The sequence below is a fragment of the Treponema pectinovorum genome (assembly GCF_900497595.1).
Lineage (GTDB): Bacteria > Spirochaetota > Spirochaetia > Treponematales > Treponemataceae > Treponema_D > Treponema_D pectinovorum.
The window spans coordinates 319,397-341,298 of sequence record NZ_UFQO01000001.1 but is presented as its reverse complement, the minus strand read 5'-3'; the positions used below and the strand labels follow the sequence as shown (position 1 = coordinate 341,298).

Here is a 21,902-nt window from a genome sequence, read left to right as displayed (position 1 = left end):
CTATGAGATACAATTAAAGATATTTTTTTATAATATCAATAATTAACTCGTATGAGCGTTTATATGAATAGAGATTTTTTAGATTTTTTAAGTCGATATTTTTTCCCTTTCTTTCAAATTCTAAAAGTTTTTCAGCTAAATCTTTTGAATCTCCTGCATGAAAAAATGTAACAGGAAATTTTGAATAGATTTCTTTAAAAACTGGAATATCAGATATTATTGCAGGAGTTCCCATAATCATCGCTTCCAAAGGTGGCATTCCAAATCCTTCGTAGGTTGAAGGTTGAACCAGAACTTTTGAATTAGCATAGAGCTCTTTTAATTTTGAATTTGAAATCTTACCTGTAAATTCGATTTCTGAATCAATTTTTTCAAGACGCTTTACAGTTTGCTCATCGCCAGTTCTAAAATTATCTTTGTTTCCGACTATTGTAAGTTTTAAAGTCAGACCTTTTTTTTGTGCAGTTTCAAACGCATCCAGAAGAGTTTTTAAACCTTTGTGTTTTTTTATATTTCCTACGAATATGATGCGATTTTCCTTTTGTGTATAAGAGAATTTTTCATCATTTAAAAGATAGGAAGGAGCTGCGTTATAAATTATTTGAATCTCTTTATTGCATTTTAAATTTTTTAAGATTCTCGATTTTGAAAATTCAGAAACCGTAAATATCGCTTTCGAAATATTTATCGCGCGCTGATAAAAATATTTTCGAACAAGTCTTCCAACAAAATTGGTCAGTTCTTTTTCATCTAAAAAAACAACATCGTGTATCGTTGAAAAAATTGGAATTTTTATTCCATTTGGAATATTTATGTAAGGAGTAAAAAAACAATCGTAGGAATTTATTTTTTTTAGCACTTCTCTTGGAAAAGCAAAAAGTTCTTTTTTAGAAAAGGGTTTTACATCGCAAAAACAAAAATTTGCGTTTTGACAATTCATAAAATCAGAAATCTGCTCGCTCGTTCCTATCAACAGGCATTTATTTTGTTCAAGAAAATAGGGAATGAGCTCGTTTATAAAAGAACCAATTCCTCCAGAGCCACACATGCGACAGTCAATTGCAATTTTTAGCATAGTACCTAATTAAAATCCTTGTCGGGAAAAATATTCTTTATTAAGTTTTTCTTGGGTTTGTTTTACGGCGTTTTGGATTTCTGCTCTAAACCTTTGAGATGAAAATCTTTCTGCATTTTCGATTATAATTTTTACATCAAACGGTTCGTCTTTTATCTTTTCTTCAAATTCGTTTATCGCATTTTTTAATGATTCTACAGTTTGCTCCTGGAAAAAAATGCCTGTTTTATTTTTTACAACAGTTTCCAACGCTCCACCTTTTGCATATGCAATAACAGGGCGACCACAAGCCTGTGCTTCTACAGGAATTATCCCAAAATCTTCTTCCGCACAAAATATGAGAGCTTTACATCGCTGTAAATAATTTTGAACTTCATCATCTTTAATTCCACCAGTGAAGGTAATTTTTGAAGATGAGTTTTGATATTTTGCTGCAAGTGCTTTTAATTCTTTTTCTTGACTTCCGCTCCCAATAACGACAAGATTTTTTCCGAGTTGACCACAAGCCTTTATTGCAAGGTCAAGCCTTTTATATGCGACGAATCTGCTAAAAACCACATAAAAATCTTCGCATGGTTTTTCGTTAGGACAAAGTCGCTCGGTTTCTACAGGTGGATATATTACAGTTGAATTGCGATTCCAAAATTTTTTTATTCTGCGTTTTATATAAGATGAATTTGCAATAATCGTATCGATTCTTTGGCTTGAAATGTAATCCCAATTTCGTATTTTTGGCATAAAGCGTTTCATAAAGAATCGGGTTAATTTTCCGCTTGAAGCCATATAATCGTAATACAAATCCCAAGCGTATCTCATAGGCGAGTGTATGTATGCGATATAAATTGAATTTGGAGAAGTGATAACGCCTTTTGCACAACATGAAGAACTTGAAATCACTAAATCGTAGGATGTTAAATCAAAACTTTCAAAAGCCTTTGGCATTAGATGGAGAAGTTTTGTATAAAGCTTTGTCGCACAAGGAATTTTTTGTATAAATGAGGTGTGAACTTTTTCTTTTGGAAAATGCTTACCCATTTTATTTTCATCATAAACGAGGGTATAGATTTCTGCTTGTGGATAAATTTTTAAGAATTGTTGTACAACTCTTTCGGCTCCTCCAAAATTTACTAACCAATCATGAACAATCGCTACTTTCATGTTTTTTCCTTAGAAATTTTAAATATCAAGTGTTCGCTTCTTCCATCGTTTTTATCATAAAATCTGCGGTTCTTTTTCCCGCTTCGCCTATGTACATCCACGCCTGCGCTTTTGCTTTTTTTCGCTCTTCTGAAAGTTGTGGAGAATCACTTGCGTTATGAATAATATCTTTTATGTTTGAAAAGTCTTTTTCTTCAACTTTTATTCCAATCTTTTTTACAGTTTCAAACTGCCAAATTTCATGGTTAATATCGTAAGCATCGTAGGGAGCAAGATCCATTTCTGCATTTGCATACATCACTGGCTTATCGCAGAGAAAAGTGTAGTCCCATATTATTCCAGAAAAATCGGTAATCATAATGTCTGCTTTTTTAAGTGAATAAAAATTTTCGCTATGGGAATCCCATTCGACATTTGGAGCACCCTTGTAGCAGTCTTCCAACTCTTTTAACATCTCTTTTTCTGAGATTTTGCTTTGTGGGTGAGGGCGAATTATTATATTCCATCCTGTATTTACTAAGGGGTCTAGTAATTTCTTCCCGTATTTAGAAAGCAGGGCACTTTTTCCCCAACTTGGCGAAACCAAAACCGTAAATTTATGATTTTCATCCGACGGAAGTTTTTCAATTTTTTGTTTAAAAACATCAAGATAAGTACAGCCTACCGTCAATAAAGTTTTTGCTGGTAGATTTCTCTGTTTTTCCATCTCTCGAATATCTTTAAACTGATAGTCGCCAGTGCAAAGGATAGAATCAAAATAGTCGATTCCAAAAAGACGATACATTGTAGGGTCGCCAGGGGAATGAAAGATATGTGAATAATGTTTTACATTTTTGCTTCTTTTTAATTGATAAACTTGAAGACCAGGTGTACTCATCAAAACAAAACCCGCGCTCAACATATTGAGTTTTGCAAAGGCTTTGTTTCCTTCTCCTATAACTTCTGGATGAACATACTGATATTTTTCTACAAAAACAGGATCGCTTTCTGTTGCAACATAGTAAGTTATGTCTATCTTTCGATTTTCAAATTCGTCGAGTACAGGTTTAAAAACATTCCAATATCGCTTATCTTCGGAATAAATTACATATTTTTTGTACGCTTTGTCATTTTTTTGTGCTTTTCCGCCTGTGATAAAAATCTTTAGTTTTATCCAGAATGCTTTAAAAAGAAAATAAAGAGTTGCAAAGGCACCAATTAAAATTGAAAAAAGCATTGAGCCAGTGCCTGGATCTATGTAAAGAAAATTAGAAATCATTTTTCATTCCTGTTTTTGAAAAAATTTTTTATCAATCCCAAAACTTTATTCATTTCTTCTTCAGGAGCAACGGTGATGCGCATCGCAAGATGACTTCCCTCTGTCCAAAGGCGAGTTAGATAGCCATTTTCTTGTAAATTGTCTTTTAAAGCCTGAACATCTATGCTTTCATCAAAGCGAATCCAAATGAAGTTTGCAGCAGATTTATAAGCCTTCACACCTTTTATCTTGTTTACTTCTGAAATAAAATCGTCTTTAATTTTGATTATTCTTTTTGTAAGGTCGTTGTAGTACTTTTTATCTTGAAGAGCTGCGATGCAAACTTTGCGTCCGATATTCGATACGCGGAATGGATTTAAATCGAGTTTAAATACCTGTTTTGCCATTGGTGTGCAAAGCCCATATCCCATGCGCAGCCCTGCAAGTCCATAAAGTTTAGAAAAAGTTCTGCAAAATACAACATTGTTGTACGAATTTAAAAAGTATTTTACATCGTAGGTTACAGTCGAAAGTCCTAAATATGCTTCATCAACGATTACAAGAGAAGTAGGGTTATTTTTTATAACTTTTTCAAGGTCACCACGGCTTATAACCGCTCCTGTTGGATTATGTGGAGTTGTTATTATGATTATGCGTGGATTTGTCTTTTTTGCTGTATCCAAAAGATTTTCAATGTCAAACTCATAAGAGTCTTTCCCTTCGACTACATTATAATATGCAGCTTTTGCATGGCGAAGTTCACAGACAGATTTGTAGTAGTTCCACGCTGGATTTGAAATCAAAACTGTGTCGTCTTTGTTTAAAACTATCGTCATTATAGTTTTTATAACATCAGAAGAACCTGAATGAATAAAGATTGAATCCGTTCCCAATTCTGTCAATTTGCTTACTTCAACTGCAAGGTCATCTTCTCGAGTTAAATCGTAAAGATATAAGTCTTCCATTGTTGCATTGTGTAAAACATCTAGGCATCTTGGGCTTGGGCCAAAGAGGTTTTCGTTTACGTGCATGCGACCTGTCAACTGCTCTGTTGCGACAACCGAATATTGCTTTGTGTCGGAATAATTGGAAAGATAAGAAATTCTTTGTGTTGAATTTATGAGTTCTTCTTCTTGAAAAAATTGATCGATAAAATCTTTAAAATTTGGATAGAATTGAAGTATATCTTCTGTCGTGTCAAATTCTTTGCATTCTGCATCGTCATAGCGTTTAATCTTCATCAAAAGTTCTTTTATGTGCTTTATCTGAAAATCATCCCAAAGCATGTATTTCATCTCTGGGTCGTAATATTCTTTTACCATCAAGTCTACAAATTTTGCAGAAAAGGATTTTGAAAAAAATGCTTCACCAATCGTATACCACGCTTTTTCGCCACCTTTTTTGACTTCTGTCATGTAGCCACGGTCATCAAGAGCTTTTACACAATATTCGTTGCAAAACTCATCGGAATAAAGGCAAGCATAGTATGAATCGTAAACATAATCTCTAAAAACGTTGTGTGCAAACCAGTTATCAGAGCAGCAAATGTATGAAGATTTTATGTAATCTTTTGCTGCATATAGGGAAGAGATGTTATTTTTTTCTTCCCATTCATTGTTGTCGATTATAATGAGTTCTGGATATTTTTTTGCCATTTCATAATAGCGCTCTTTTAGATATCCAACGACAAGAACAATCTGTTTTATTCCAGCATCGTGGAGCTGTTTTATCTGGCGTTCAACCATCGTGTCGCCTTTTATCTCAAAAAGACCTTTTGGAAGATAGTTTGAAAGTGGCATACATCTTCTGCTTCTTCCAGCTGCCATGATAATTGCATTGTCAACTTTGTAAGGAGATAGGGCTTCCATGCCTTTGTCTGTTACTTCATTGTTTTTTACATATCCTGCTTTTTCGCAAGATAAAACTGTATCGTTTGAAAAAGAAGATGTGTCTTCCTTTCTGCGTAATGCCATAACATAGTTAAATTCGTTCTCTGTCATCTTTAAAAATCTCCATAAGTTTATTTTTGATAAGGTTGCCAATTTTCATCTTTAAATATATCGTCTTTAACTTTATACCAAGAATCTTTATCCACAGTAAAAACATATTTGCTTCTAGTGTGATGTGGCATAAACATATCATCTATTGTAACAATGACACCGTCTTTTTTTGATTCAGATGTTATTTTTTTATTGGTAAAAGGATTTACTGGATTTTCTACGACATCTTTTAAAAGAAACTCGATTGTGTCTGCATTTGTCATAAAGGTCATATCGGTTTTTAATTTTCCAGTGGCATTAAAATCTTTTACGAGGAAAAGTGGATTTAAGTGATCTTTTGGATATCCGTTTACATCTGGAACATCATAATCTTTTTTACTTCTTGCTCCGTAGCCAATTCCGTGGTCTGCGACTATTACAATCTTTGTGTTATCGTAGACGCCATTTTCTTTTAGCATAGAAAACCATCTTCCCAACGCTTCAAGAGAAACAACATCTATAGCATAACAATCATCTTCTTTTGTTTTTACAGAAAGACTTTTTTCATCAGTTAAGTTCATATAAGATATGTCTTGTCCTGTGTGAGTTGTTTCATTTGTCATAACAATTAGATTATCTTTTTCGTTTGAAAAATCCGTAATCTGTGGCAAGTAATGAAGAATTGCATACCAGTCTACGAATAAATCTACGTCGCTTGTTATTTCATTTGCCCACCACGAACCTTTATAATACACGACAGGTCTAACGATTGCAGCAGAAGTTCTAAATAAACTCACCCAAAAAAGATTTCGTTTTAAACCGTCTGAAAGAAATCCTGTTTTTGCCGAACCTAAAAATTGTTTTTTAAAATCTCCTGTATATCTTCCACATAATTTATAGCCTTGGATATTTTCTTTCCCTTCAAATATTCTCATATCAGCATCGTAGCTATAATTTGCCCAAGATAAGTCTGTTAGGGTTGCATTGAAATTTGCTTGTTTTGTCAGAATAGTTGGTAAAACTTGTAATGCTTCGTTGTGTTTTTGTTTTAATGGTACATCTGAGCGTTTGTTGATTTCGTCTGGGGTATATTCATAACCGCCGTAGACTGCGGGTGAGCCCATCAAAGTGTGCCCATTGCATGATAAAGCGTTTCTGTAAAAAGTAAAGCCACTGTAAATATCATACAATTCTGGTCTGTCATGCAAAATATCTTCAAAATAAGAACTTTCCGCTCTGTCTAGCATTACAAGCACAATATTTTTGCCAGTTTTTGAAAAATGAAATTTAGCTGATAAATCGCTTTTCATTTCTGCTTTGCCGTTTTTTGAAGCAACGATTTTTGAATATTCAGCATACGCTTTTTTTATTTTTGTGATGTTTATCGTTGAAAGTGCGACAAAAGAAAAGAGCGCAATCAAAATCAAAGAATTTACGATTTTGGCTTTTTTAAATTTGAATAAACCGATGATTATCACAGCAGTTAAAAGGATAACCAGCGTATTTGCAAGCATAAATAGTTTTGATGGGTTATTCATTCCGCCTATAAATTTTAAGGTTATGTCCATTGAGCCATAATTTCCGTTAAAAGCAAAGGCGTTTATAACTGCACAAGAAAGAGCAATCGCAAAAAAACAGGCTATAATCGACTGCAATTTTTTCCCAAAAAGAAAATAAATACAACACGGCCAAAATAAGAAAAGACCTGCGGCCTGCCAAAATGACCAGTTAAAATAAATCGTAGGCGAGGTCAAAGTTCCCACATTTGAAAATTCTTGAGTTGAAGAAGAAATCAATGAAGATGGCAAAACAAGACCTGCTAAAACCGTAAGTGCAAGGCTTGAAAATAAAAACAGATTCAATCGCAACTTTTTATTTTCTACAAGGCTTGAAAGAGGAAAATCCAAAAACCACTTTATAAGTTTTAGATACAAAGGAATTGGCAAAATCATCAGCATAGGAATTACCGCTTTTAAACGCTTTTGCATGCTCGCCCCTCCGTCGTAAATAAAAAGGACATAAACTGCAATAAAAAGAATTCCTGCTATAGCACAATAATAAAGAACTTTTAAAGGATTTTTTAACTTGTAGAAGATATTTTTAACGAGAGAAAAAACATTATTCATCGTCCAATAAAGAACCAACCCAGCAGGACTTGAATACAAGATTACCAGGAAAACGAGCGCCATGCCATAAATTTGGATTTTTTCTTTAATGGGAAACCCTTTCGTATAAATTGCCCCAGCGATTATGTTTATAACCGTCATCGCTATTGGAAGTATATTTACAGGAAAGTTTCCGATATGAAAAATCGCATCCTGATTTCCCATATCCGTGATAAACAAAAAAGATTCTCCTTGCAAGGCAGGCATCTTAGAGAGGCAGGAATACGCTGCCATAAAAAAAGGAATCTGTATTAAAAGACCAAAACTTGAGCGTAATGCCATTAAAGGATGATAGTGATTTTGGCGGTAAAATGTGCTTAATATCATGTATTGCTCATCGCCAGAAAAGGTCTTTTTTATTCGAGCTATGCCAGGTTTTAATTTTTTTTGAACATCACGCTCAATTTGCTGCCAGTGCTCTGCAACTATGTATAATGGAAGACACAATATGGTTACTGTAAAACTTACGCCAATAACAGCGATGCCTGTATTATCAAAAAGTTTGTCAAAAATACGAAAAGCGATTTCAATTACTTGAACCAGTGGGTATAAAACAAGGGTATACAAAATACTTGAAAATGACATGTATGCTTAAAATCTCCAGAAAATATTGACCGTTATAACACAATAATTTTTTTTGTTCAACATTGACAAAAACAGGCTTTTATCTCAATAGTTACAGTCTTTGAGTATTCCATACAATTTTTTGGCGGAATTCTTATAGGTGTAATATTCTAAAATCTTTTCTGGCGAAGAAACTGGTTGCGCTAAAATCTCTTCCAGCGAAACTTCAGGATTATTTGGGTCTATATAGTGAGCTGTTTTTCCGTAGATTTCTGGCAGACAAGAGGCATTTGAAACTACAATTTGTGCACCAACGGAAAGTGCTTCGAGTGGAGGAATTCCAAAGCCTTCATAGTAACTTGGAAAAATAAACGCCGTGCATTTTTTCATCAGAGTTTTTACTTCTCCGTCTGAAACGTAACCGAGTAGCACTACATTTGGCAAAGTTTTTAAGTCGTTTATTTCTTTGCTTTCCATTCCAGAAACGATTTTTCCAGAAACAGCAAATAACTCGTCTGGATGATTTTTTGCATATTGAGCAATCCATTTTAAATTTTTGCGTTTTTGAAGGCTTCCCAACGTAAAATAGAATTCTTTTCCGTTTAATTTTGGGAACTTTTCGAGAATGGATTTATCTTCATCTATATTTTTAAAATGATCCCAGCCATTTGGAACTACAGAAATTTCATTTTTATCTACATTGTAAACTTCTGCAATTTGGATTTTGCTGAATTCGCTTACTGTCATAAGTTTTTTTGCGTATTTTACAGCATGCTTATACATGGAGCACATATATGTTTTTATCAATTTTTCTTTAAATGAATTAAAATCTTTTGGAAAAACTTTTGCGTAAATATCGTGAATAAAAACAAGACCTGGAGCAAAAAGCGGAGTTACATTTGCAAAATCGAGCGGAATAAAGCCGTTTTTTTTAAGAAAAATAGGAAAAGTGATGTGATCCCAAATCGGAAAGCTTTTACAATTTTTTTTTGAATAAATGCATTTTATGTTTTTATATTCAATCTTTGCTTTTGCATTTTTAGGAATGAAAATTGCAATTTCATCTTTGCTAACAAGATTGTCGAGATTTTTACATATTTCAAAAGCAAATCGCTCTATACCAGTCAAACTTCGGCACAGAAAAGAACCGTTAATCACTATCATTTTTTATTCCAATTTTTTTATATAAAAATCAAATAAATTATCCTTCTATATTTCTTGTCCGTATAACTTTAAAATGCGGATTTTTAAAAGTTATAAGATATCTGTTGTTTTCACCTTGAATTTTATTGTATTGATTATCAATCAAAACTGGAAAATCTGCTTTTCTAAAATCGTTATTTGTTCCAGCCTTTAATTCGCAAAAATTGTAAGATTGCAATATGAATTCTGAAGGTCTATGAGGTGTTAAACCAATGTCAATTAATTCTTCTGCAACAGGATATACTTCAATAAGGTTTTTAACAGTTCTTGAGTGCCCAATATCACCAGCAAATAGAAGTTCAACATCTTTATCTGTATCTGCGACAACTTCAGAAAGGTCTTTTAATAAAAGTGTTGTCCTAAATTGTATATAATCTTTTTGATCTGCTTGTGCATTTCCATAAGCGAACGAAAACGCAATCAAGCACCATGAAAGACAAAATGTTGCAATTTTTGAAAGGTTTAAGATTTTCTTTGATTTTGAACTTTCACTATCTAATAAAATTACACAAAGACAGCCAATGAAGACTCCAATTCCGATAAAAGCCCTTGCTGAATATAGTGGTTTTTCCAAGGCAAGATAAGAGCCAAAGGTAAAAGGGAGCGCTATAACAAGTACGAGGATAGAAAGAAAACTTGAAAATAAACAATTGATATTTGTATTGATAAAAGAATGAACAATAAAGATAACAAAAACTAGCATCGAAAAATAGAAAATTGGAGTTCCAGACAAGTGTGCCAAAAGATTTTTTATATATGTTATTGCGTTTTGAATTAGGCAAGAGATGTTTATCGCTTCGTCTGCATAAACTTCGTAATCTGGTTTTGGAATGAAAAGTTTTGAAAAAACAAAAAGCGTTAATCCGTAGCACAATACACATATAAGTGTTGTTTTTAAAATTTCTTGTATTGGCTTTTTATCTTGTGTCCACATCTTAAAAACACAAAGTACAGACATAAAAATATATATACCGGATGCGGATTGATATGAAGTACACATAAAAAATAAACACAAAACAGAAGTCGTGATGAAAGTCGTTTTATCTTCAATAAAGAGGAAAGGAATTATGCTAACTAAAACTGCAAGCCCCATATAAGGAGAATCGTATCTGTAGGATAGATTTGAAAGAAAGTATGGAAACAATCCCACTGGTAAAGATGCTATGCACGAAAAATAAGTGAACCTCTTATTGAATATGTGGATTATGAAGAATGAGGCTAGGGCAATAAAAAAAGTTGCAATCAACTGCGTTAGAGGTGCTATATCAATTAACTGCTTTGATGTATGGAGAAAAATAGAGCCTATTTCAGAAATATATCTGTACCAATTCATCCAATCTCGAGAACCTTCTATCTGCCTTGCAAGGTCATCAATCGCTTTGTTCCAAAAATTTGCACGAAAGATTGTTATATAGCCAAATAAATATAAAAGAAAGATTGTAAATAGATACTTTTTATTATCTTTAATCAAAGCGAATATTTTTTTGAACGATGCTATATTGTGTTCAAATATTTTTCTGCCTTTTTGCGTAAATAAAACTGCATTTATAACCAATATCGTAAATATTGCGCATGCTGCAAATGCGAACATCTGTTTCATCCAAAAGGAATCGTGTATGTCATCGTGTTTTAGTTTTTCTACAAATAAAACCGCTAGATGTTGAATCTGAGGAAAAAGACAAGGAATAAGCGCTAATATTATGAGGCTAGAAAAAATTAAGGTGATTATTTTATTTTGTTTTTTCATATTTTCTCCAATTTTTCGGTTATGGTCTTTTTTATTCAGTAATTGTAAAAATGATTATAAAGGTATCTTTCAAAATTATCTTTTTAGATTTACAACAAAATGGTTATCCTTTCCATATAAATCATGATAATAGGATTCTTTTAACAGCGGAAGTTTTTCTTTTGAATTTCCTTGCTCCGAAACTAAATTAAATTTATATAGATAGTCATCATTCCAAGAGGAATTTGGCGAAGGTTGATTTTCCAAAAGTATATTTATTATAGGATACTGTTTTACAGCAACATCTAAGGCTTGGCAGTATTCTGTAGATTCTCCTGTAAAAGAGATATAAATATCACCTTCTTTTATATATTCATTCATATCGTTTATGATAAGTTGGAATCTAAAATCTGAATATTCTTTTTGATGAGAAAGGCAATTTCCGTAAACATATAGAAAGGTTATGCAACCATATATAACAAAGTGCGTTGGAATTGAAAATAACCATTTACTTTTTATCGAAGCGGTGGTCAAGAATATATCTTTTATACAAAAAAATAAAATAAGACCAACAAACATATTGAAACCCATGAAAACTCTTGGAGCGAGCAAAGTTTTTTCAAATATCATATATGGTCCAAAAGAAAGTATAAATGCTAGGTCTATAGACACAATAGAAAGTGCTGAAAAAATAAGTTTATTGATTTTTGAATTTTTTATTGAAAATACAAAGTAGATTATTGCAGAACAAATTATAAAAACTTTTATCCAAATTCCCCCGACATTATTTGCAACAATCAAAACATAATTTTTAATATTTTGGGGAATCATTTTTATTGAAACCAAAGTTGAAAAATAATTTTCTTCTGTAGATGGAACAAAATATTTTGGAGCAGGAGGGCAATCGAACAGAAATTTATAGATGAGAAGAGCTGAGCAAAAAGAAATTGCAGAAATAAGGATGAAATAAATTGATTCTTTTATGTTTTGATTGTTTTTTATTCTGTCTAAGCTTATAAAAATTACCAAAACAATATAGACAGATGTTGCCGCTTGATAGCACATGCATGAAAGCACTAAAAATACGATGGATGAATATATGTATGTGATTTTATCTTCTTTGAACAAAAAAGGTAGCAATGCAAAAAAAACAGCAAGAGTCATGTATATGCTGTCAAATCTATAAGAAAAAGCTTGCGAGAAAAAAGGAGAGATAAAAAGAAATGTCAAAGGAATTGCCTTTAAAATTTTCAACCCAACACCTAAAACTAAAGTTAAAATCATCAATGAAAAAGCCATTATGAATATTGAAATAAATTGAGTTAAAGGTGCGACATCTGCTAGTGGAAAAGATGTATGAACAAGAATTGATAAAAACTCCGAAACGTATCTTCCAAAAGAAATCCATGAAGATTTATCGTCTCCTATCAACCTTGCTTTGTCATCTGCATAATAAAAGTCAGCATCGATAATTTTATAATAAGCGATGAAAAAGAAAAACGTAAAAACAAGAATGAAGACGATAAAATCTGATTTTTTAAATTTTGAAAAAATGTTGTAAAAAATTTGTTTTGTTTTTTGTGCGTTTTTTATTCCAAGTGCAAAAAAATTATTAAAAATAAAAATTGCGCAGAAAAAAACAGGTATGTGCAATATGCCTTTTATTATCCTTGACCATTTTTGAGGATCTCGTAAAGTTCTGCCTATAATCTTATCCATTGAATCGATTATTAGACTGCTTGTATAATTAAAAGATAAGGTAGCAAAAAATAGGAAAGTTATTACAGATAAAATAAATAGTACAAGATTATTTTTTTTTATTTGAATAATGTTGTTAGTCACAAATCAATCCTTTTTCATATTTTTACAGGTGGAATATTCAACTTTTCGATTTTCGGACAGATGAAATTCCACAAAACCTTCTTTTGTAAATTCTTGTGTGAGCTCTTCTTTTAGCATTCTGCCTGGATGAAATAAAAGTTCAAATTTGCGGTTGCGTTTTACTGCTTCTCTTTTAAAAATGGGGAGTGCGTTTACAATTCTTTCGTCCATTTTGCCGCTATAATAAACTCCACAAAGATAACTGTCTGGAAGATTGTTCCTTTTTAGTATTTTAGAAAAACTTTTTGAATAGTGATTTAAAATCAAACACTTTAAGACATTGCTAAAATTTGTTTTTTCAGATTTTGATTTTTTATAAAAACTTATCGGGTCGTTAGTATTTCTTATATATTCTACTTTGTAATTTTTATCTTTTATCGCATCAAAAATCGCTTCTTTAAAGATAGGAATCATGTGTGGATGCTGGTGGCTGTCGATTCTTAAACAATCAATATCTGAAACTTCTGCTTTAATGCATTTTTCTATCTGTGCAGATATTTCTCGTGCAAGTTGTTCTTTTATTTTTTTTCTTTTGAATAGGTTATAGTTCCACATTAAAAGTTTTCCCCAACTAACGCAGAAAAAGCCTTTTTCATCAACCAAATCCCTAACCAATTCGCGATTGGATACAGGTTTTCCTTCCATAAAATTTAAGTGAACAGAAACTTTTATTATTTTGGAAAATGATTTTTGTGCTTCCTTTAATTTTAAAACACTGCTTTCAAAAATTTCTAAATTTGGAATGATACTTATGCTGTCGAGTTTTCCTTCCTTGCAAAGACAGATTATGTCATCGTCAGAATTTTGTGATAAAGCATAATCGTCTGCATGAAAATCTATCTGGCTACTCAATTTTCTCACCTATTACATATTGAGGTCGCGCTTTTACTTCATCATAAATTTGAGCAATGTAAACGCCGATTATTCCTAGACAAATGAGAGTCGCTCCAAATCCTAAAAGCAAAACAAGGATTATAGTAGGGAATCCCTGTGCAGCATTACCTTTTGCAAAACTTATCAATGCATCTATGCTTACACCGATTGCAATCAAAATAAAGATAAAACCAACAACTGCAATTATGTGCAAAGGTGCATAACTAAAGCAGATAACATTGTTTATTGCGTAGCGAGTTAGGGCTTTTGTAGACCATTTTGAAACTCCAGACATGCGCTCTTGTACTTCATAATAAACTGTAGTCTTCTTAAAACCAACCCAAAACGAAAGTGCTCTAAAAAAAGTATTGCGCTCTTTTAGTGCTGCAAGTTGAGCGATGACCTTTTTGTCAAGGAGTTTGTAGTCGCTAGAATTTTTCATGTCCATCTTTACGGCTTTGCTCATAAGTCCGTAAAAAATTTGAGAGAAGGCTTTGTGCAAAATGCTTTCTTTACCTCTGGAAGTTTTTATTCCTTCAACAACTTCAAAACCTTCTTGCCACTTTTGAAACATCTCTTTAATTACGCAAGGAGGATGTTGCAAATCAGCATCCAAAATAACAGCACAATCGCCTGTAACGTTTCTGATGCCAGCAAAAAGAGCGGCTTCTTTGCCAAAATTTCTAGCAAACGAAACGCATTTGACCCTTTTATCATCGTTATGCAGGTTTTTAATTTTTTCTAAAGTTTTATCTTTAGAGCCGTCATTGACAAAAACTAATTCAAAGTCTGCGTCTATATATTTAAAAGTTTTTAATATTTCTTCATAAAAAGGCGTGATATTCGATTCTTCATTATAACAAGGAACTATAAGTGATACTTTAGACATACAAAATCCTTATATAAAAATTACTTTTGGATTTTACTCCTTATTTTTAAACACAACAAGCCTTTGTCCAAGGTAATTTATTGCTAGATATAAAAATTCTCCTGTGAGCATTGCTATATTATCCTTAACTTTTATGCTTTGTGATGAAAAAATAAGATAGATAAAATATTTTGCAAGAACGTATGCGATTAAATAACAGATAACAAGCAATACAACAAACTGAATAATTTGGCCAAATCCTTTTTTGTGATTTTTGAATGTAAAATATTTGTTCAAAAGGTAACTGCAAATTCCACCTACAATATAATTGCACGCTGAAGAAAACCAATAATTACAATGAGCAAGGTTGTAAAGCAAAAACATTGTTCCAGCTCCAACTATAGTATTGATTACACCTACAATTAAAAATTTGAGTAATTTTACATCTATCAGTTCTTTAATCTTCATGATTTTTCTCGCACGCTTTTATGAATTTCTTACAGATTTCAATCCAATCTCGACCTTGCAAATCAAATTTATAGGTGCAAGAATTTTTTTTCATCGCTAGTTGGACTCGTTTTATGAAATCTTCATAAGAATAATTTACGCTTATGCCCACATCCTTTAATTTTGGAGTATCGCAATAGGCAACAATCGGTTTTTGCGCTGCCATAGCTTGATAGTATTTTGCGGTGATCCCTAAAGGGCGGTCTTTGTAAAAATCTGTTTGATAAGGAACCATTACGACTTTGCAATTTGTAATCCACTCAGGAACTTCGTAAGGCTTAATACCTGGAACATAAAAAAGATTTTTGAATTGGCAAACTTTTTTTTGAATTGCCGACGAAGGATAATTTGGGCATACAACTATGTAATTGAAATCTGGATTTGTTTCTGCTGCCAAAAAAAGCAGTTCCCATTCAACTTCCCATGCACCAACGTACAAAACGGTATTTGGTTTTTGAAGCATTTGAGGAACAGGATATTTTTTTGTATAAGAAGCGATGTCAATTCCGTTTGATAAAATTTCGTAGCGAACCTTGCTTTCAAAATCTTCAATATATTTTTTATAAGAATCAATGCCTTCTTGATTGACGATTAAGCTTAAATCCGCTTTATATAAGATATTTTTTTCCAGATTTTTCACGCGCTGTGGAACGGTTGCATAAACCATAGGATCGCTTGGGCGGTATATCATTTTTGCTTCTGGAAAATACTCTTTTAATATATCGATAAATGCAATTCCTTCGCAGGATTCAAAGACAAAACAATCTGTGCCTTCAAAATATTTTTCACAAAATCTCTTAAAACTTTTAAAAGAATGCATCAAAAACCAGTTCATAACTTTGTCGCTTAAAAATCGCCCTGCACTGTCTGGAAGCCTAAAAGTAGGGTAAGTGATGTTTAGCAACCTGTTAGTTTTTCCTTCATTGCCTTGAATACAATCGTAGTATTTGCCCTTGGAAAGAGTTTTTATCACATCCTTATTCAACTGTTCCCTTTTCATAAAAAGAGCATAATATGGTCGCGGAAAACTAAAAAAAATGGTTTCGATTCCAGAAAGACAGGTCGCCTCTGCAAATTTATGAAAACCTCCCTGTCGCTTTGTGTCCCAATTGTGTGTCGTTATAAAAACAATTTTTTTAATCATAAATAAAATCTATAAAATTAATCGCGCGAGTAAAGGTCTCGAGTATAAACTTTTTCGGACACCTTAGACAGTTCTTCTGACATGCGGTTTGCAAGAATCACATCGCTTTTTTTTGCAAAGTCATCAAAATCGTGAATCACACAGAATTTTTCAAATTTATCGCACTTAAGGGTAGGCTCGTATATTAAAACTTCAACGCCTTCGCCTCTAAGGATTTTCATTATATCTTGAATGGAACTTTGTCGGAAATTATCGCTGTTTGCTTTCATGGTTAGGCGGTATATTCCAACGAACTTTGGATTTTTCGATAAAATTTGCGAAGCGATAAACTCTTTTCTTGTTTTATTAGATTGTACAATCGCTTGGATTAGATTTTGCGGAACAGAATTGAAATTTGCAAGCAGTTGTTTTGTGTCCTTTGGAAGACAATAGCCACCGTATCCAAACGAAGGATTGTTGTAAAAATCTCCAATGCGAGGATCAAGGCTTATTCCTTCTATGATTTGCTGAGTATTTAATCCTCTCACTTCTGAATACGTGTCCAATTCATTAAAGTAAGCAACGCGAAGAGCAAGATATGTATTTGCAAAAAGTTTAATCGCCTCCGCTTCTGTGCAATTTGGTGTTAATACTGCGATGTCTTTTTTTATAGCACCTTGTTTTAAAAGTTCAGCAAACTCTAAAGCTTTAGATTTAAGTTTTGGAGTTTCAAAAGGATAGCTTACAACGATGCGGCTAGGGTAGAGGTTGTCGTAAAGGGCATGACCTTCTCGTAAAAATTCAGGACTAAAAAGCAGATTTTTTATATTAAATCGAGAATAGATTTTTTCTGTGTAGCCAACAGGAACAGTTGATTTTATTACAACAGTGGTATCAGGGCATCGTTTTTCGATAATTTTTAATACGGATTCGATAGAAGAAGTGTCGAAAAAGTTTTTTTCGCTGTCGTAATTTGTAGGAGTTGCAATGACGACGAAGTCCGGGTTGTTGTATGCAGTTTTTTCATCAGTAGTTGCAACTAAGTCAAGATTTTTTTGATAGAGATATTCTTCAATTTCTTTATCGACTATAGGAGATTTTTTGTTATTGATTAAATCAACCTTAGATTTTACAAGGTCAACAGCCGTAACCTTATTGTGTTGCGCTAAAAGAATTGCGTTTGAAAGGCCAACATAGCCAGTTCCTGCGATTGTTATATTCATGATTTTTTGATTATAGCAAAATTTGTTTATATATTAAAGAAATCTTTTTAATTGAATTGTTTTCTTTTACGAGATTTTGCGAAAAATTTTTAGCATTCAACTAAAAAAAATCGGCAGGATTTATACCAGTATATTCAATCATTTTTTTTATATTGATGTCATTTACATTTCCAGAACTTGCATTGCTGTGAAATAATCCTGTTTTTTGACTTTTTCTTATAGCAAGCGGATGAATGATTTTAGAATTTGTCCATACAACTTTTATTCTATTTTTTAGTTCCATAAACTTAAGCCAAATGTCGTCCGTATTCAAGCAATATTTTTTTATTGCCTCAGCATCAAAAGTTTCTTTTTGCAATATATGAGGAGGATATAAAATTCCTCCGCAACCAGTCGCAAGAAGTTCAAAAGAAGGCTCAACAATATCTTTGCATTCCCATTGCCAATTAGAATATTTGTCAATTTTCCCTAATCTATCTTTTGTAATTCTATTTACTCTTCGGGCGCATACGCAGTCTGGATTATTTCTATGACATTCAAGCAAATCGTTTACGAGATTTTTATCGTAAATTAAATCGTCGTCTACTGTAATTATGATATTTTCTGGGAATTCCTGCATGGCAAAAAAATATTTTTTATGAGGTTTTATATCTTCGTATCCAGTTCGTATTTCAAAATTATATTTTGTAAGACGTTTTAATTTTTTTGGAATATCAGAATCTTTTGTGTCGTTTCCAAGGTAAAGCACTATGCGTTTTGGTAAAATTGTCTGTTTCAATAAAGACCTTACCACAATATTAAGTTTTGAAAGTCGTGCAGGAAAAGACGTTAAGGATATTATCAAATCTGTTTTTATATTCTCATTTTTTCTTATAGGAAGAAAATTAAAAAATTCTGTAGAGAGCCTTTTAGTAAATCTATTAAAAATCATTTTTGTCCTTTATTTATTTTAGTAAATCCAATGATAATAATTGTTCAAGGAAAATAAAATACTTATCATTGATTTTCTTATCTTTTTCTCCTATCATCATAAAATTATGGAAGATGTTTTATTTTCAGTGTTGATTGCTAATTACAATAATTCTGAGTTTTTAACTGAATGTATACAAAGCGTTTACAAACAGACTTATAAAAATTGGGAAATCATATTTGTTGATGATTTTTCAAAAGATAATTCATTGGAAATAATCGAAGGCTTTGCCTCTAAAGATTCTAGAATTCATATCTTTAAGAATTCCAAAAATAAAGGTTGCGGTTACACAAAAAAACACTGCATAGATATGGCAAACGGTGAACTTTGCGGTTTTCTAGATTCTGATGACGTTTTAGCAGAAGATGCGATTGAATTGATGGTTAAAGTTCATTTAGAACAACCTGATGTTAGTATAATTGGCTCAAGAAGAATTTTTTGCGATTTTAATATGAAAATTTTAGATGTAGCACCGTCCTTAGTTGATAAAGTGAAAAATTTTAAAACCTTGCTGGACACACCTTTTTTGATAACTCATTTTGTATCTTTTAAAAAATCAGCGTATTTAAATACTCAAGGTATAGATTCTTCTTTATTGAGAGCTGTTGACCAAGATTTATACTACAAATTGGAAGAAGTAGGTAAAGTTGCCTTTATTGACAAACCTCTTTATTATTACAGAAATAACTCCAATTCAATTTCTCTAAACGATAACCGATATAAAGCAGATGCTTGGCATTTATGCATAATTAAAGATGTATGTGCTCGAAGACACCTTTCATTTGACAATTACTGTTCTTTGATGAAAAAAACTAAAAGTCGTAAAGAAAAACTTATAAATTTATTTTTTTTACCTTATACAAACATAAAAAAACTTCTCACATGCAAAAGCCACATAAAGAAATTTTATAAAACTTTTAAAACCTCTGAAAATCCTGTTGTTGTAGTTTCTAATTTTTCGGGGGGGGGAAAAATCTAAAATTCAATAGACATAAGGTAGAATTATTTTATGAAAGAGTGATTCTTCATTTGAATTTTCATAAGATTTTTTCCAAGATAGTTTTGCCAAAAAGGTGTCTTGTGTTAAATTCCTAAAACTACTTTCATCGTATGGTAAAAAAAAGCATATCTTGAAAATCTGAAACATGTAAATTATTTGGCGGTATATTATCCAATATATTTTTTATTTTTGCATCTGTTTCATAAAGGTATGCAATTATATGGTCAATTAAAAAATAGTCAATTAAAGAATTATTTACTTTCCAATAGGAAATAAAAAAATCATAGACCTTATTCACAAAATAATTTTCATTTTCTTTTAGTATCCAAAGGTATGCCGTCCAACGTCTGCGCGAAATATTATACCTGTTTCCATTTTTATTTTTTATTGAATATATTTCATAGTTGAATATGTCTTCTTTTGGAGGATACAAGGCGAAGATCGTTGCATCAAACCAAGCACCACCGTATTTTTTTAATAAAGCAAATCGCAAAATATCTGAAAAATTTTGTTTGGAAATTATACCTGCATTATACTTTTCTATTATGTGGTTTGGCAAATTGATATAATTTGGGATATTTGACTCATCTAAAATTATTACTTTTTTAGAGGGAAAGGCAGATTTTACGCTGTTTATACATGCTTTTACGATTTGTGGCGCTTGTTCTATCCCTTGAAACCAACATATCCAAATGCAATTTTTTAAATCGCTTGAATTATAATTAAAGCTTTCACATTGTTTTACTTCGTTTTTAGAATAAAAATCTTTTATGTAGTTTTGAATTCCTCTAAAGTAATATTTGTTTAGATTTATTGAACAAAAGTCTAAAAATCTATTCTGTCGGTTTTTCAATTTACTAGACAGTTTATAAGCAAATTTATACTTTAGTTGCAACATGATTAACTTCCTTTATTTTGCTATTTTTGATTTCACGATTTGCATCAAGCTATAAAAAATCTCATTCTTCGTTATGAAGCCTTCTATTATGTATACAGACACTCCTATTATAAATCCTAAACAAAGTTTTAAAATATTTGAATTCATAAATTTTATAGAAATGAATATAAAAAATACCATAACAAAAGCCTCTATTACAGTGATAGAGATGTGTTTTATTTGTGTCAAAAAAGAAAAATGCAATTGCCTTTGAACCATAATTGCCACACTAACAAATGAAACAAATGAAGTAAGAGCATTGCAAATACACATCCATTTGAGACCAAAGGGAATAGATAAAAATAATAATAAAACAGAAATTGGCTTTTGGATTGTATTAAAGATTAAAATAGATTTTGATTTTCCTTTTGCATATAAAGCATTTATGTTTGTATCTATCAATGGAATCCACAACGAGCCCATACAAAGTATCTGTGTGATGGAAATGCATTCTTCCCATTTTTTACCCAGCAAAAACATTATTATAGGAGTTGCTAAAATTATCATACCAGCAAGTACAGGTGTTAAGATGTAGATTTCTGTATACAAAATTTTAAAAAATGCATTTTTAAAATTTTCATCATCATCTTGAAGTTCTGAAAATATAGGAAATGTAACTCTCATTAAAATTTGAGATGTGATTGTTGAAGGAATTTCTGCAAAGTTTTTCCCTCGATTATATATGCCCACATTGAAGGCATCCATTTTTTTACCTATAACCAAAGCATATAAATTATTGTACAAAGTTGTTAAAAAATTTGCCCCAAGAATATTCATTCCGAATGAAAACAAATTCTTTAATGATTTTTTTGAAAAAGATAGTTTTATTTGCCATTTTGCAACGAAAGTATAGAGTAAAAAACTTACAAGACTTTCTGCAATTGAATAAAATACTAGAGCCCACACGCCATAATTTTTTTTTGCGAGAAAAATGCCTAATAAACCTCCTGCAGTTAAGGCTATTATTGAAATTATTGCTTGTTCTTTAAAACTGAAAGAAATTGAGAGCCTTGCTTTTTGAATTATAAAAAAAGAATTTATGATAAGGGTTATAGCATACACCCTTGTAACGCTTTTTAAAATTGGTATTTTAAAAAAATCTGCTATAAGTGGTGCAATCAAAAAAAGAATTAGATATAAAACTAACCCTGTAAAAACATTTAATATGAATGCAGTGGAAAAATCTGTATCTGTTCTATCTTTTTTTTGTATGAGTGCGCTACCAATTCCGCTGTCAAGAATTAATCCTGAGATTGCCATGAAAATACCAAGTAATCCCATTATTCCATAATCTGCAGGTGTTAAAACCCTTGCTATCATGATTCCAAGAACAAATTGGATTACTTGTTTCCCTATTTTTTCAACTCCAGACCAGAAAAAACCTTTTACAGCTTTCTGTTTTAAATCTTTCAT

Annotated in this window: 17 protein-coding genes; 1 reads left to right on the top strand and 16 read right to left on the bottom strand. The window is 31.8% G+C overall.

Translation table 11 applies throughout. The features are described from left to right. Positions 1–13: 13 nt before the first annotated feature. The 14 genes from FXX65_RS01510 to FXX65_RS01445 form a co-directional block, all read right to left on the bottom strand. The gene (locus tag FXX65_RS01510) at positions 14–1,075 is read right to left on the bottom strand and encodes a glycosyltransferase family 4 protein (RefSeq protein WP_147614785.1); all 1,062 of its coding nucleotides are present in this window, start codon (positions 1,073–1,075) and stop codon (positions 14–16) included. 9 nt (positions 1,076–1,084) lie between these two features. Next, positions 1,085–2,233: a glycosyltransferase gene (locus FXX65_RS01505; protein WP_147614784.1), complete on the bottom strand. Its 1,149-nt coding sequence runs from the start codon at positions 2,231–2,233 to the stop codon at positions 1,085–1,087. 25 nt (positions 2,234–2,258) lie between these two features. Beyond that, positions 2,259–3,491 (bottom strand): CDP-glycerol glycerophosphotransferase family protein, encoded by a 1,233-nt coding sequence (locus tag FXX65_RS01500; RefSeq protein WP_408057331.1) that lies wholly within the window; start codon positions 3,489–3,491, stop codon positions 2,259–2,261. Then, positions 3,488–5,470 (bottom strand): aminotransferase class I/II-fold pyridoxal phosphate-dependent enzyme, encoded by a 1,983-nt coding sequence (locus FXX65_RS01495; RefSeq protein WP_147614783.1) that lies wholly within the window; start codon positions 5,468–5,470, stop codon positions 3,488–3,490. Before FXX65_RS01495 ends, FXX65_RS01500 begins: the two co-directional genes overlap by 4 nt. A 20-nt stretch (positions 5,471–5,490) precedes the next feature. Continuing rightward, a complete protein-coding gene (gene yidC, locus FXX65_RS01490) occupies positions 5,491–8,199 on the bottom strand; it encodes a membrane protein insertase YidC (RefSeq protein WP_147614782.1) in 2,709 nt (902 codons plus the stop codon). Positions 8,200–8,283: 84 nt separating this feature from the next. After that, positions 8,284–9,342, bottom strand: coding sequence for a glycosyltransferase family 4 protein (locus FXX65_RS01485; RefSeq protein ID WP_147614781.1), 1,059 nt, complete (start codon positions 9,340–9,342; stop codon positions 8,284–8,286). A 37-nt stretch (positions 9,343–9,379) separates the two neighbouring features. Then, positions 9,380–11,128: a glucosyltransferase domain-containing protein gene (locus tag FXX65_RS01480; protein WP_147614780.1), complete on the bottom strand. Its 1,749-nt coding sequence runs from the start codon at positions 11,126–11,128 to the stop codon at positions 9,380–9,382. Positions 11,129–11,203: 75 nt separating this feature from the next. Further along, entirely contained in the window at positions 11,204–12,826 is a 1,623-nt protein-coding gene (locus tag FXX65_RS01475; protein WP_147614779.1) for a glucosyltransferase domain-containing protein, read from the bottom strand. Positions 12,827–12,952: 126 nt separating this feature from the next. Then, positions 12,953–13,840 (bottom strand): ChbG/HpnK family deacetylase, encoded by an 888-nt coding sequence (locus tag FXX65_RS01470; protein WP_187116189.1) that lies wholly within the window; start codon positions 13,838–13,840, stop codon positions 12,953–12,955. Further along, a complete protein-coding gene (locus tag FXX65_RS01465; RefSeq protein ID WP_147612457.1) occupies positions 13,833–14,750 on the bottom strand; it encodes a glycosyltransferase family 2 protein in 918 nt (305 codons plus the stop codon). Before FXX65_RS01465 ends, FXX65_RS01470 begins: the two co-directional genes overlap by 8 nt. Before the next feature lie 33 nt (positions 14,751–14,783). Continuing rightward, a complete protein-coding gene (locus FXX65_RS01460; RefSeq protein ID WP_147614777.1) occupies positions 14,784–15,197 on the bottom strand; it encodes a GtrA family protein in 414 nt (137 codons plus the stop codon). Further along, the gene (locus tag FXX65_RS01455) at positions 15,187–16,380 is read right to left on the bottom strand and encodes a GumK N-terminal domain-containing glycosyltransferase (RefSeq protein ID WP_147614776.1); all 1,194 of its coding nucleotides are present in this window, start codon (positions 16,378–16,380) and stop codon (positions 15,187–15,189) included. Before FXX65_RS01455 ends, FXX65_RS01460 begins: the two co-directional genes overlap by 11 nt. A gap of 17 nt (positions 16,381–16,397) precedes the next feature. Further along, positions 16,398–17,582, bottom strand: a complete 1,185-nt coding sequence (locus FXX65_RS01450; RefSeq protein ID WP_147614775.1) for a nucleotide sugar dehydrogenase — start codon at positions 17,580–17,582, stop codon at positions 16,398–16,400. Positions 17,583–17,682: 100 nt separating this feature from the next. Then, positions 17,683–18,513, bottom strand: coding sequence for a glycosyltransferase family A protein (locus FXX65_RS01445; protein ID WP_147614774.1), 831 nt, complete (start codon positions 18,511–18,513; stop codon positions 17,683–17,685). Between the two features lie 106 nt (positions 18,514–18,619). Between FXX65_RS01445 and FXX65_RS01440 the strand changes: the two genes are divergently transcribed. After that, complete coding sequence (locus FXX65_RS01440; protein WP_147614773.1) at positions 18,620–19,531, top strand: glycosyltransferase family 2 protein; 912 nt, start codon at positions 18,620–18,622, stop codon at positions 19,529–19,531. Positions 19,532–19,655: 124 nt separating this feature from the next. On the opposite strand, the gene FXX65_RS01435 is transcribed toward FXX65_RS01440, so the two are convergent. Together FXX65_RS01435 and FXX65_RS01430 are read right to left on the bottom strand one after the other, a co-directional pair. Next, entirely contained in the window at positions 19,656–20,450 is a 795-nt protein-coding gene (locus tag FXX65_RS01435) for a capsular polysaccharide synthesis protein (protein ID WP_147614772.1), read from the bottom strand. A 12-nt stretch (positions 20,451–20,462) separates the two neighbouring features. Continuing rightward, complete coding sequence (locus FXX65_RS01430; RefSeq protein ID WP_147614771.1) at positions 20,463–21,902, bottom strand: lipopolysaccharide biosynthesis protein; 1,440 nt, start codon at positions 21,900–21,902, stop codon at positions 20,463–20,465.